This is a genomic window from Halogranum amylolyticum, assembly GCF_900110465.1.
In the GTDB taxonomy this organism is placed as follows: Archaea; Halobacteriota; Halobacteria; order Halobacteriales; family Haloferacaceae; genus Halogranum; species Halogranum amylolyticum.
Window position 1 is genome coordinate 79257 of record NZ_FODV01000005.1, and the last position, 12835, is coordinate 92091.

General features: G+C 65.5%; 13 protein-coding genes. 5 read left to right on the plus strand and 8 right to left on the minus strand.

Going from position 1 to position 12835, the window contains the following annotated elements; translation table 11 throughout:
• Window position 1: 1 nt before the first annotated feature.
• Complete coding sequence (locus BSG17_RS11375; protein WP_089824128.1) at window positions 2-1906, minus strand: 2-oxoacid:acceptor oxidoreductase subunit alpha; 1905 nt, start codon at window positions 1904-1906, stop codon at window positions 2-4.
• 314 nt (window positions 1907-2220) lie between these two features.
• Between BSG17_RS11375 and BSG17_RS11380 the strand changes: the two genes are divergently transcribed.
• Window positions 2221-2616, plus strand: a complete 396-nt coding sequence (locus BSG17_RS11380) for a hypothetical protein (protein ID WP_211609119.1) — start codon at window positions 2221-2223, stop codon at window positions 2614-2616.
• A gap of 1 nt (window position 2617) precedes the next feature.
• Here the strand turns inward: BSG17_RS11380 and aroC are convergent, their stop codons facing one another.
• Together aroC and aroA are read right to left on the minus strand one after the other, a co-directional pair.
• Complete coding sequence (gene aroC / locus BSG17_RS11385) at window positions 2618-3775, minus strand: chorismate synthase (RefSeq protein WP_089824132.1); 1158 nt, start codon at window positions 3773-3775, stop codon at window positions 2618-2620.
• Window positions 3776-3872: 97 nt separating this feature from the next.
• A complete protein-coding gene (gene aroA / locus BSG17_RS11390) occupies window positions 3873-5171 on the minus strand; it encodes a 3-phosphoshikimate 1-carboxyvinyltransferase (RefSeq protein ID WP_089824134.1) in 1299 nt (432 codons plus the stop codon).
• Between the two features lie 131 nt (window positions 5172-5302).
• Between aroA and BSG17_RS11395 the strand changes: the two genes are divergently transcribed.
• Window positions 5303-6478, plus strand: a complete 1176-nt coding sequence (locus tag BSG17_RS11395) for a M24 family metallopeptidase (RefSeq protein WP_089824699.1) — start codon at window positions 5303-5305, stop codon at window positions 6476-6478.
• Window positions 6479-6518: 40 nt separating this feature from the next.
• Here the strand turns inward: BSG17_RS11395 and BSG17_RS11400 are convergent, their stop codons facing one another.
• Together BSG17_RS11400 and BSG17_RS11405 are read right to left on the minus strand one after the other, a co-directional pair.
• Window positions 6519-7364 (minus strand): SDR family oxidoreductase, encoded by an 846-nt coding sequence (locus tag BSG17_RS11400; RefSeq protein WP_089824137.1) that lies wholly within the window; start codon window positions 7362-7364, stop codon window positions 6519-6521.
• Between the two features lie 130 nt (window positions 7365-7494).
• A complete protein-coding gene (locus BSG17_RS11405; RefSeq protein WP_139246595.1) occupies window positions 7495-8286 on the minus strand; it encodes a DUF7847 domain-containing protein in 792 nt (263 codons plus the stop codon).
• A gap of 142 nt (window positions 8287-8428) precedes the next feature.
• On the opposite strand from BSG17_RS11405, the gene BSG17_RS11410 reads away from it, so the two are divergent.
• Window positions 8429-9184: a prephenate dehydrogenase/arogenate dehydrogenase family protein gene (locus tag BSG17_RS11410; protein WP_089824140.1), complete on the plus strand. Its 756-nt coding sequence runs from the start codon at window positions 8429-8431 to the stop codon at window positions 9182-9184.
• A complete protein-coding gene (locus BSG17_RS11415; RefSeq protein WP_089824142.1) occupies window positions 9181-10599 on the plus strand; it encodes a small ribosomal subunit Rsm22 family protein in 1419 nt (472 codons plus the stop codon). The genes BSG17_RS11410 and BSG17_RS11415 overlap by 4 nt, the downstream gene beginning before the upstream one ends.
• Window positions 10600-10742: 143 nt before the next feature.
• On the opposite strand, the gene BSG17_RS28250 is transcribed toward BSG17_RS11415, so the two are convergent.
• A complete protein-coding gene (locus BSG17_RS28250) occupies window positions 10743-10877 on the minus strand; it encodes a DUF7989 family protein (protein WP_280141170.1) in 135 nt (44 codons plus the stop codon).
• 118 nt (window positions 10878-10995) lie between these two features.
• On the opposite strand from BSG17_RS28250, the gene BSG17_RS11420 reads away from it, so the two are divergent.
• Window positions 10996-11418 (plus strand): SRPBCC family protein, encoded by a 423-nt coding sequence (locus BSG17_RS11420; RefSeq protein WP_089824143.1) that lies wholly within the window; start codon window positions 10996-10998, stop codon window positions 11416-11418.
• Here BSG17_RS11420 and BSG17_RS11425 read toward each other — a convergent pair whose 3' ends face one another.
• Window positions 11419-12000, minus strand: a complete 582-nt coding sequence (locus BSG17_RS11425) for a flavin reductase family protein (protein WP_089824145.1) — start codon at window positions 11998-12000, stop codon at window positions 11419-11421.
• Window positions 12001-12504, minus strand: a complete 504-nt coding sequence (locus tag BSG17_RS11430; protein WP_089824147.1) for a VOC family protein — start codon at window positions 12502-12504, stop codon at window positions 12001-12003. It lies immediately after the preceding gene.
• Window positions 12505-12835: the final 331 nt, after the last annotated feature.

Consider the following 12835-nt stretch of genomic DNA (forward strand, 5'->3'; position numbering starts at 1 on the left):
TTTAGTCACCTGCCGCGGGGACGAACTTCGTCCGGTTGTGGTCGAGTTCGTCGCCCTCGATGATGTTGACTTCGAACCCTTCGACGACCTCTGCCGGCTCGAAGGGGTTGCCGTTGTACTTCAGGAGACTGGACAGCTTCTCGCCGTACAGTCCGAGCTCTTTCTGCATCAGACCACGGAACTGGGCTGACGCGGTCATCTCGACGACGAGCGCCTCGTCGACGCTCTCGATGAACTCCGCGACCTCCTCCTCTGCGAACGGCATCATGTCGGAGACGCCGAGCGCCTTGACCGAGTGACCGTTCTCGTTGAGGACGTCGACGGCCTCTTCGACGGTACCCTGCTGGCTACCGAAGGTGATGAGCCCGTAGTCGGCGTCGTCGGGACCGTAGTAGGTCTGGTGGCTGTCGTCCTTGCTCGCCGAGTCGAGTTCGGCGCGGATAGCCTCCTTCTTCTGGGTCCGACGGTTGATCTGCGCGACGCGGTTCTCGGCGGACTCCGAGATGTGTCCCTCGGGCGTGTGCTCGTTACCCGTGGCGAGGAAGCGCCCACCCTTCTGGCCGGGGATGGAACGCGGGCTGACGCCGTCGTCGACGTCGTGCTGGAAGCGTTTGTACTTGCCCGTGTCGCTGTGGGGCGCGTCCTCGAGTTCCGCCTCCGTCAGTGTCGAACCCAGCGACGGGTTCGGCTCCTCGTCGAAGACGCTGGCGGGAACGTTGGCGAGTTCGCCGCCGAGCTTCTGGTCGTAGAGGATGATCGACGGGATCTGGTACTCGTAGGCGATCTCGAACGCCTTGCGCGTCTGTTTGTACGCCTCTGCGGCGGTTCCGGGCGCGAAGACGATGCGCTGGGAGTCACCCTGCGAGGTGTACAGGACGTGTTCGAGGTCGGACTGCTCGGGTTTCGTCGGCATACCCGTCGACGGACCCGCGCGCATGGCTTCGACGAGGACGACGGGAGTCTCCGTCATCTCGGCCAGGCCGAGCGGTTCGCCCATCAGCGCGAACCCGCCGCCGGACGACCCGGACATGGCCTTCGCGCCGGCGTGGCTCGCACCGATCGCGAGTGCGGCCGCCGCGATCTCGTCTTCGACCTGCTCAGAGATGCCGCCGACCTCGGGGAGGTTCTGCGACATGATGGTGAAGACCTCGGTCCAGGGGGTCATCGGATACCCCGCGATGAACCGGCAGCCCTCGTCGAGTGCGCCGTAGGCGATGGCGTCGGACCCCGAGAGGAGCACCTGCTCTTCGTCGTGCTCGCCGGAGGGAACCTTGACGTCGTGTGCGTCGACGTCGTACTCCTCTTGAACCATCTCGTACGCCTCGTTGAGGATCTCGATGTTGGGTTCGAGGATCTTCTCCGGCATGGAGCTGCTCATCAGATCCTCGATCCATTCGAGCTTGATGCCGGTGAGCGCACACGTCACACCGACACCGGCCGTGTTCCGCATGACCTCGCGACCGTGGTCACGAGCCATACTGCGGAGGTCGAGGTCGTAGACGTGCCAGTTGTTCTCTTCGACGCGCTCGTCGAAGTCCTCGATCTCGCTCGCGTCGAGCAGACCCGAGTCGTAGATGATGACTCCGCCCTCGCGGAGTTCGTCGAGGTTCTCCGACAACGGCTTGATCTCCTCGTTGCCGTAGTAGGCGTTCTCCTGCGGGTTCCGAGCGAACGAGTCGCCGAGCGCGAGGAGGAAGTTGTAGCCGTCGCCGCGTGACTTTACTTCGTCGGCGGAGACACGTACCTCGGTGTACGTGTGACCACCGCGGATGCGCGAGGGGTAGTGTCGATGGGTGAACACGTGGAGCCCCGCTCGCATCAGGGCCTTCGCGAAGTTCTGGCTCGTCGAGGCGATCCCGTCACCGGATCCTCCTGCGATTCGCCAGATGAGTTCGTCTTCAGTCATATTTGATGTCACGGCCCGCCGTGTCGGGCCACAGTGTCCGATTGTTACGAGGGTCAGACTAAAGACTTTGCTATGGATTAGCAAGAAATGATAATGATGAATCTAGGGGTCTCGAACCATCTGCAGCGATAGCCGATAGATTCGGATTCCCTTTTCTACCAAATAAACCTTTATGAACTATTCTCTACGAGTCGATTCCCAAACCCCACATCACCAACGTCGAAGTCACAGACGGCACGATTGACGGAGAGCCCTCCGCAGTCGCGAAAGTTTCCGTCTCCAATCCGAGCATCCAGGCGTACGGGACGAAGCTCATGGTCTTCACCGAAGGCACCGACGGGAGCTTCTACGACGCGACGCTGCCACCCGGCGAGAACCGGACTATCACCGTCGAACTGCTCGACCAGCGCGGAGCGAAGGTCGCGGGAGAGGCGCGACTCTACACGGAGAACCTCTCGCGGCCCGACGGGGCGATGGACCAAGTCGAGTTCGTCGGACAGGCGGGTGAGGACACCATCGTCTGGAACGAGTCGTACGAACCCGTGAAGGCACCGTGGCGCACGGACAACTACGAGTATCAGAACGAGTCGGTACAGACAGGTGCAGACGAGACCGGCGTCGTTCCCGGGCTGAGTTGGACCCAGGAGTTCTACGCCGGTCTCGGGGTCGCCCTCCTCGGAGTCGTCGGTCTCAAACGAAAGCTGACCTGACTTACTCTTCCACGTTGTCCGGACTGCGCGGGTGGTAGTCCGTTCGGTATTCTCCCACTTTGCCGTCCATCCGGTCGGGGTTGATGTGCCCGCCGAGGAGCATGAAGTCCAGAACAGTGAGTTGGACCATCGACTCGACGACCGGGACGCCGCGGGGCGGCAGTACCGGATCGTGGCGGCCGACGACCTGGATCTCCTTCTCCTCACCTGTTTCCCAGTCGACCGTCGTCTGTTTCTTCGGAATCGACGTCGGTGCGTGGAGCGTCAGTTCGCCGTAGATCGGCTGACCCGTCGTGATGCCGCCCTGAATCCCGCCGTGAGTGTTGCCGACGGGGACCGGGTCACCGTCGGCGTCGAACTCCCAATCCTCGTTGCGGTCTTTGCCGGTCCACTCGCGGGCTTCTTTCCCGAGACCGAACTCGAAGGCGGATGCCGCCGGAACCGACATCAGCGCCTGACCGAGGCGGGCCGAGAAGGAGTCGAAACGCGGTGCGCCGAGTCCGCGCGGAACGCCGCGGGCCTCGAAGTAGATGCTGCCGCCGATGGAGTCACCCTCTGACTGGTACTCGTCGATGCGGTCGAGCATCTCCTCGGCCGTCTCGGGGTGCGCACAGCGGACGTCGTTCTCCTCGGAGTGTTCGAGGAGTTCCTCCCACGTCACCTCGGGAGCCTCGATATCGCCGATCTGGTTGACGTGCGCTTTGATCTCGACGTCGTGTTCGGCGAGGATCTTCTTGGCGATCGCGCCGGCAGCGACCCAGTTGACCGTCTCGCGCGCCGACGAGCGCCCGCCACCGCCCCAGTTGCGCGTCCCGAACTTCGCAGAGTAGGTAAAGTCGCCGTGGCTCGGTCGCGGCGCGGTGACGTAGGGTTCGTACTTGCCGGAACGGGCGTCCTTGTTCTGGATGACCATCCCGATGGGCGTGCCGGTGGTGTAGCCGTCCTGTACACCGGAGTTGATGGTGACCTCGTCGGGTTCGCCGCGGGAGGTCGTGATCATGGACTGTCCGGGTTTCCGGCGGTCGAGGTCGCGCTGGATGTCTTCCTCGTTCAGTTCCAGACCGGCGGGACAGCCACTGACCGTGACGCCCATCGCCTCGCCGTGGCTCTCTCCGTAGGTGGTGACTTGAAACAGTCGACCGAAGCGATTTCCGTTCATTACTCGTGGGTGTGGGTTCCGGGCATTTAGCGTTTGCAGAAGACGCAAGCGGACGGCCGTCCTCGACGGAGGAGAAGGGAAAGAGAGTTGAACTGGTCTACGTACGTCGGACGTCCGCCCCGAGATCGTAGAGTACGTCGAAGAAGTCCGGGAACGACACGTCGACGTGTTCGCCGCCGGCGACGGTGGTCGTCCCGTCGGCGACGAGCGCGGCGACGGCGAGCGACATGACGATGCGATGGTCGCCGTGACCGTCGACGGCGGCCCCTTCCAGCTCTGACTCGTCGCCGTGGATCGTCAGTACGTCCGCTTCCTCCGTGACGGCTGCACCGAGCGCACCGAGTTCTTCGGCCATCGCGCTCACCCGGTCGGTCTCCTTGTACCGGACGTGCTCGCAGTTGACGATCCGGGTGTCCCCCTCGGCGACGGCCCCGAGTACGGCGATGGTCGGCAGGAGATCCGGCGTGTCGCCGACGTCGACTTCGACGCCCGAGAGATCGGACTTACGGACCGTGATGTAGCCGTCGTCCCGGTTCCACTCGACGTCCGCACCCATCCGCTCGAGCACGTCGACGATGGCGCTGTCGCCCTGTGCGCTCGGGTACGCACCCGCGACGACGACATCTTTCCCCTCTTCGGCGGCGACGGCACCGGCGGCGAGGAGATACGACATCGACGAGAAGTCGCCGGGGACGTGGTACTCGCCGTCCGTCGGTTCGTACGACTGACCGCCGGAGACCGAGAACCCGTCGTCGGTCTGTTCGGCGTCGACGCCGAACGCCTCGAGTACCTCGAGGGTGATGTCGACGTACGGGGCGGATTTGAGCTCGGTCTCGAGTTCGACGTCGATCCCCTCCTCGGTGACGGCACCGGCCATCAGGAGTGCGGAGATGTACTGCGAGGAGACGTCGCCGGGGATCGAGACCGACCCGCCCGAGATGGGACCTCTGATGGCGATCGGTGCCTGACCGTTGTCTCTCGTGCTCTCGGCGCGACCGCCGAGGTCGTCGATGGCGTCGAGCAGCGGTCCCTGCGGACGCGACCGGAGCGAGGAGTCGCCGGTGAGGACCGTGATCCCGTCGGCGAGGGCGGCGCAGGCGGTGACCAGCCGCATCGTCGTCCCGCTGTTGGCGCAGTCGACGACGTCCGCGGGCACGTCGGGACGACCGTTGAACCCGGTGACGTCCAGTCGGTCCTCCGTCGCGTCGCGGTCGACGTCGCCGCCGAACGCCTCGACCGCTCGCATCGTCGCCTTGGTGTCGGCGCTGTTCAGCGGGTCGTAGACGAGGGCACCGGCACTGTAGCCGGCGGCGAGGATCGCTCGGTGCGTGTAACTCTTCGAGGGCGGTGCGCGTGCGCGTCCGTGCACGCGAGACTGTGAGAGTTCGATATCCATACCCGTGTGTCAGTGTGTACCCGTATCAGGCTACCGAAGGCGGTGAGTCTGCCGGACGTGACGACGGTGAACCGCTCACCGCGACCGACGGACAGCAACCGATTTACGCACGCGGCGTGCCACGTCGAACCATGCAACCGGACTTCTCCGCACTCGACGACTATCTCGCGGACGTCGACGCCGACGGCTATCTCGTCGACGCCGCCAGCGACGACTCCACACAGCGCTACGTCTCCGGCTTCGACGCACCCGACCCGTTCTTCACGCTCTACACGCCCGACGGGACGTACCTCCTCGTCTCCGGCCTCGAGTACGGCCGCGCCAAGAAGGAGGCCCGCGCCGACGAGGTTCGACGTGGCTCCGACTTCGACATGCGCGAGAAGATGCAGGAGTACGGCCGCTACGAGGCAGAGGCCCGCGCGCGTGCGGAGTTCTTAGCGGAGTACGACGTCGAGTCGGTCGTCACCCCGCGGCGCTTCCCGCTCGGGTCGGCGGACGAACTCCGTGACCTCGGCGTCGACGTCGAGGCCGAGACCGAAGACGTCGTCACCACGATCCGCGCGGTCAAGCAAGACGAGGAGATCGAGCACGTCCGCCAGGCGCAGAAGGCAAACGAGAGAGCGATGCAAGCCGCCGAAGAGCTCGTCGCCGACGCCGACGTCGTCGACGGCGTCCTCCACCACGAGGACGAACCGCTGACGAGCGAGCGCGTCAAAGAGGAGATCGAGGTCACGCTGCTCCGCGAGGGCTGTGCGCTCGACGAGACCATCGTCGCCTGCGGCACCGACGCCGCCGACCCCCACAACCGTGGCAGCGGCCCGCTCGACGCGAACGAGCCCATCATCGTCGACATCTTCCCGCGGAACAAGGCGACGAAGTACCACGCCGACATGACGCGCACCTTCTGCAAGGGCGACCCCAGCGAGACGGTTCGCGAGTGGTACGACCTCACCCACGAGGCGCTCGACGCCGCGCTCGCGGCGGTCGAACCCGGCGCGACCGGCGAGGACGTCCACGACGCCGCCTGCGACGTCTACGAGGACGCCGGGCTACCGACGCTCCGGGACGACCCGACGACGGAGACGGGATACATTCACAGCACCGGCCACGGCGTCGGTCTGGACGTCCACGAACTGCCGCACGTGAGCACGAACGGCGCGGAACTGAAAGCCGGTCACGTCATCACGGTCGAACCCGGCCTGTACGACCCCGACGTCGGCGGCGTCCGCATCGAGGACCTCGTCGTCGTCACGGAGGACGGCTACGAGAACCTGACCGACTACCCAATCGAACTGGTCGTCGGGTAGTCGTCGGTAGTCGAACGGTCGCCTTCTCGGTCTCTTCTGACTACTCGGGCCGTTCGTACTCGGGGTCGAACAGCCACGCCGACGTCGGCCCGGGGTCGGTCCCCTCGACGACGGCGTACTGCGAGAAGTCCTCGACGCCGGCCTCCCGGAGCAGGTCCTCGTCGTAGAACTGGTTGCCCGTACACTCGGTCGGGTCGCGGGTGAGGATCTCCATCGTCGCGTCGCAGACCACCTCGGGTGTACGCCAGTCTTCGGGTCGACCGAGGTCGAACTGTCTCGTCGCCTCGGTCTCGATGGCGGCGACGGGCCACAGACTGTTGACGCCGATATCGTCGCCCGCGAGTTCCTCGGCCAGCGAGTTGGCGATGAACGTCATCCCGAGCTTCGAGAGCGCGTAGGCCGCCTTGCCGGGAGCGGCCTCCATCCCGAGCGGCGGCGACATCGTCAGTACGTGGGCGTGGTCGCTCTCACGGAGATGCGGTAGCGCGGCGTGTGTCGTCGTGTACGCGCCACGGGCGTTGACGTCCATCAGGAGGTCGAACCGCTTCGGCGGCGTCTCCTCGAACGGCGCGAGATGGATCGCGCCGGCGTTGTTGATCACGACGTCCAACTGCCCCCACTCGTCGACGGTCGCGTCGATGGCGCGCTGGACGCTCTCCTCGTCGCGGACGTCGAGTTGGCGGTAGATGGACTCGCCGCCGCGCTCGCGGATCTCCTCGGTCGTCTCGACGATCGTCCCCGGAAGCTTCTCGTGGGGTTCGACACTCTTGCCGGTGGAGACGACCTTCGCGCCGGCGTCGGCGAGGCGGAGTGCCAGCGCCTTGCCGATACCGCGACTCGTCCCCGTGACGAACGCGACCTGTCCATCGAGTGGTGTGTCAGCCATGTCCACGCGTTCGACAGGGGGTTACTTGACCGTTCGTGCACGCGCGACCACGCGCGGAGAGTTTACGACGTCGTAGCGAAGTCGTGACCGTCGAAGTCGCCGAATTGCGAAGTCGTGACAGTTGCAGGCGTCAGCCGTCGTGGGCGCGTCTCGTACACGCACCGAAGAAACAGACGAGGTACGACTGGAGAAGCAGCGTCGACACCGTAGACGTGAGAAACAGGACGACGAGTGCGACGGGTGCCGTCGCTCCGGGATAGCCCGCCTGCACCGCGGCGACAACCCCGTCGACGGTCGTTGCGTCGAACACGAAGTACCACATCGGACCGAAGTTCAGCACAAGCGAGACGAGCCCCGAGAACAGGGCGAAGCCGACGACGGCGAGGAAGTTGTCGGTGACGACTTCGACGCTCCGGCCGATGGCACTGCCGACGCGCCGGTCCTCGACGACGGCGGCCGGTGCGAAGAACCGAAACAGGAGCGAGACGAGCCACCCGACGACCGCGAGCACGCCGACGATCGCGACAGTCACCGGCGTGAGTGTGACGTCACCGCCGAGAACGGCAGCGAAACCGCCCAGTACGGCTACCCCCGCGGCGACGATGATTCCGCCGATGACGACCATCACGAGTCCGACGAGTAGGTTTCCACCGAGTAACGTGAGGAAGTAGTGCCGCCCGGCTGCGAAGAAGTCTGCGTCGCGTCGGCCACCGGTTCGTGCGTCGTCGACGAGTGCGATGAAACCAGCCATGACGAACGGCGTCACGAGGAGGCTCAGTAGCGAGGTGACGAGCGACCAGAGCGAGCCCTGACTGACGGTACTCGCGACCGAGATCGTGGCGAGCACTGCGGCAGGTACGGCGAGCGTCGGCCGACGACCGACCGACTGGAGGGCAGTCGAGAACGATTGGAGGACGACCATGAGGAACGCTCCATCCGGCCACCCCATATGTCTTCTCTTCGATAGTTGTGAGGGAGAAACGCACACGAGATTGGCCGTCTCACGGATGACTGGTCCGCCCGCACCGAACTCCTTTTGAAACGTGACGGGCTATCCTCGCGCAATGAACCTGCTCATCGTCGGTGCGGGTGCGATGGGCCGCTGGGTCGCCGACACCGTCGACGCCGACGTCGCCTTTCTGGACCGCGACGCCGACACGGCGGAGACGGCGGCCGAGGCAGTCGCGGGACGCGTCGTCCCAGTCGACACCGAGGAACGGTTCGACGCCGTCTGCCTCGCGGTCCCCATGTCAGCCGTCATCGACACTGTCGAGATTTACGCACCGCTGGCCGAGCGAGCGGTCTTCGACGTCACCGGCGTGATGGCCGCTCCGGTCGCCGCGATGCGGGAGCACGCGCCCGACTGCGAGCGCGTCAGTTTCCACCCGCTTTTCGCCCCGCGGAACGCCCCCGGCAACGTCGCCGTCGTCGCCGACGAACCCGGTCCGGTGACCGACACGGTCCGCGAACGGATGGCCGCCGCCGACAACCACGTCTTCGAGACGACCGTCGACGAACACGACGAGGCGATGGAGACGGTACAGGCGGGTGCACACACGGCCGTGTTGGCCTACGCGCTCGCCGCCGGCGACGTCCGCGAGGAGTTCACCACGCCCATCTCTGCGGGTCTCCGAGAGCTCGTCGAGACGGTCGCCGACGGGTCGCCGCGGGTGTACGCCGAGATCCAGTCGGTGTTCGAGGGGGCCGACGACGTCGCCGCTGCCGCCGCCGAACTCGCCGCGGCCGACGACGAGGAGTTCGAGGCGTTGTATCACGACGTCGCAGAGCGGTTCACCCCGTCTCCGGGGGCAGAGCGATGATCGATCGCGAAGCCGTCCGCGACAACGCGAAGTATCTCCGACAGGTCCGCCCCATCGACCCCGAGGAGATCGCCGAGTACGTCGAGGGCAACCCCCACCCTGCCGTCGTCAAACAGACGCTCCGTGAGGAGGCGTTCGACCTCGGCCTGCTCGAACGGGAAGACGGGACGTTCGTCCCTGTCGACGACGACGCGATCGCCGTCCAGCGGTGGGCACCGGAAGCGTTCCCCGACGACTACGGGTTCGCCTTGGAAGATCTGCTCGTCCGTGAGTACGGCGCGAACTGGCACATGGGTGAGTCGGGCGACGCGCTTCGGGAGTCGATTCGGCGACTGAAGACCGACTACTTCTATCAGAATCCCGTCGAGTACGACGAGGTGGCTGCACTCGGCTACGCCATCTACCACCTCCCCGACAACTACGCCGTCGTCGGCTACGTCCTCGAAGACCTCGCGAAGAAGGGACTGCTCCCCCGGAAACTCCGCGTGCTCGACGTCGGTGCGGGGACGGGCGGACCGGCGCTCGGCCTGCACGACTACGTCGGCGACGACGCGCTCGTCGACTACCACGCGCTCGAACCGAGCGCGAACGCCGACGTGCTCGAACATCTGCTGGAGGAGACGGGGGAGAACTTCCACACGACCGTCCACCGCGAGACGGCGGAGGCGTTCGACACGAGCCAGTTCGAGGAGTTCGACCTCGTGTTCTTCGGTAACGTGCTCTCGGAACTGGAGGACCCCGAAACAGTGGTCGAAAACTACCTCGGCGTCGTCGCCGACGACGGGTCGCTCGTCGCCGTCGAACCGGCCGACCTGAACACGTCGACCGGACTCCGCGAGGTCGAACGCGCCGTCACCGGTCCGAGGTCGGGCGTCACCGTCTACGCGCCGACGCTGCGTCTCTGGGACGGCGACGAACCGTCGGACCGCGGCTGGTCGTTCGACGTCCGCGACGACCTCGCGGTGCCGGGGTTCCAGCGTCGCCTCGACGAAGCGGAGGACCGCGACGCCGAGGACGACTCCGGCACGTTCGTCAACGTCGACGTGCAGTTCTCCCACTCGATCCTCCGCAAGGACGGGCAGCGTCGGTTCGAGATTCGCGCCGACGGGACGCGACACGCCCGGATGGCCGACATGGAGAAACACGTCACCGAACGCATCGATCTCCTCGCCGTGAAACTGAGCCGCGACCTCTCCGAGGGGGGCAACCAGGTGTTCAAGATCGGCGACGGCAGCGAACAGGTGGAACACTACGCCGTACTCACCCGGCAGTCAGTGTTGAACGAGGAGCTACAGTTCGCACCCTACGGCGCGGTGTTGGGCTTCCAGAACGTGCTCTGTCTGTGGAACGACGACGAGGAGGCGTACAACCTCGTCGTCGATGCGGAAACTGTCGTCGACGTCGTCGCCGCGTGACTCGGTTCGGGTTGCTCGCTCCGAGTGCCTGCGTCGGCCCTTCGAGCGGTCGCACCGACCGCTCCAGAGTTTCGGTGAACGGCACGAGAAACGAGAGATGTCCGAAGGGACGGCGACGTGCCCGAGGCGTCGCCGCGTCGCGATCAGTCGTCTGCGGGGGTCGCTGCGTCGGTCGCTTCGGGTGTTCGGCCTCGTTGCCAGACGTTCGTCACCGAGACGCCGGCCGGCGGTGTGTGGCTGACGTCTTTCATCGTCTCTGTGGTGTTCTCTTCCGTCATCGTGCAACTCGTTAGCACGGACGACATATTAACTCTTTCTCGAAGGAAATATAGAGGGTTATTACCACACATATTTCCTTAAGGACAGAGTTACACGCCGGCCGCACGACGTTCGGACGTGAGCAGAACCGACGTCTCCCTCCGTCGAACGCCCGACGGTCGCCGTCTCGAGGTCGCCCGTACCGTCGACGCACCTGCCGACACCGTCTGGGAGGTCCTCATCGACCCCTCCCAGTGGTCCGAGTGGGGGCCGAGCGTCGCCGCCGTCGACTGCGCGGCCGACCGCATTCGGACCGGGACGACGGGTCGCGTCCGCGTCGCGGGTGTGTGGATCCCGTTCGAGATCGACCGCTGTGACGACGAGAACTACCGCTGGACGTGGCGAGTCGCGACGGTTCCGGCGACGGGTCACCGGGTCGACCCGCTCGGCGAGCATCGGTGTCGGGCCGTGTTCGAGGTGCCGCTCCTCGCCGCCGGGTACGCCGTCGTCTGTGAGCGCGCACTGCGGCGCATCGAACGGTTGGCGACGCGACGAGAGTAGTCAGTCCGGCCGCTCCAGCGAGAACCGGTCGCGGGTCGTCGCGTAGTAACTGCCGGAGAGACGACCGACGGCGTCGAGTTTCGTCACGTCGAGTTTGCCGTCCACCGTCACCTCGTCGGCGACGTGAGCGTACACCACCTCGCCGAGCACCATCGTCGACCCGCCGACCTCGACGGCGTCGTAAAGTTCACACTCGAAGGCGACCTTCGCGTCGGCGACGCGTGCGGCGTCGACGGTCGTCGCCTCCGCCGCCTCGATGTCAGCGTGGTCGAACTCGCTTGCGCCCTCCGGGAGCGTCGCGCTCGTCGCGTTCATCGCCTCGACGAGGTCCCCGGTGACGACGTTGACGACGAACTGCTCGCTGTCGAGGACGTTCCGCGGCGTGTCCTTCAGATCATCGCCCGTGCCGACCGGCGCGAACATCACGACTGGGGGGTCGTAGGCGACGACGTTGAAGAAACTGTACGGCGCGAGGTTGTCGACGCCCTCGGCGCTCCGACTCGACACCCACGCGATGGGGCGCGGGACGACGCCGCCGGCGAGCAGTCGGTACGCACCGAACTCGTCGGGACTCCCCTCCATCTACGCGTCTCCTCCGTCGCCCGCGTTCGTCTCCTCGTCTGCGAACGGGTCGATCTCCGTCGTCCCCGGTTCGGACTCGTCGACGCCGAACCCCGGCCCCGCCGTCGCGAACTCGAAGACGAGTCCGTCGGGGTCGGTGAAGTAGATGCTCTTGAAGTAGGTGCGGTCTTTGACGGTCGAGACGCGGACGCCGTGGTCCACCAAGCGTTCGCGCCACTCCCGGAGCCCCTCCTCGTCTTCGACGCCGAACGCGAAGTGGTGGCTCGCGCCGGGACCGGGTCGGCCGCGGGAGTCGGGATACTCGAAGTAGGTGACGGTCGTCCCCGGCTCGCCCGCCGGTGTCGACGAGAAGTAGTAGTGCTTCGTCCCCGGGTCGTCGTAGTTCTGGGTCTGCTTGACGGTGTGCCAGCCGAGGACGTCCTCGTAGAACGCCTGGGTCTCGTCCATATCGGTGCAGATGTTCGTCACGTGATGCAGGCCGGTGGTCGGTGGTGCGTCGGTCATAAATGGCGTTGAAGTCGTGATCTTAGAGACGTGTCGATGGCGGCGATTCGGTGTCCGATACTGCCCGTTAGGACGCCCACGAATATATCCGTTATCGGACACGAACGTCACCAGGTGACGTCGACGTCAGTCGGTCGGAGGGGAGTCCTCTGCAGACGAACGGTCGTCGACACGGAAGGCCGTCGACGCGGAGAGTTTCAGTGGCCGAAGCGACACTCTCACCGAGTGTACTCCGGCGTTTGTTACCCGAATCGGCAATATAGCGTCTTAATATCCACTAGTCCAAAGGATTTTTAACACTATGTCCGGTACGTATCGATGGCGCGACCCG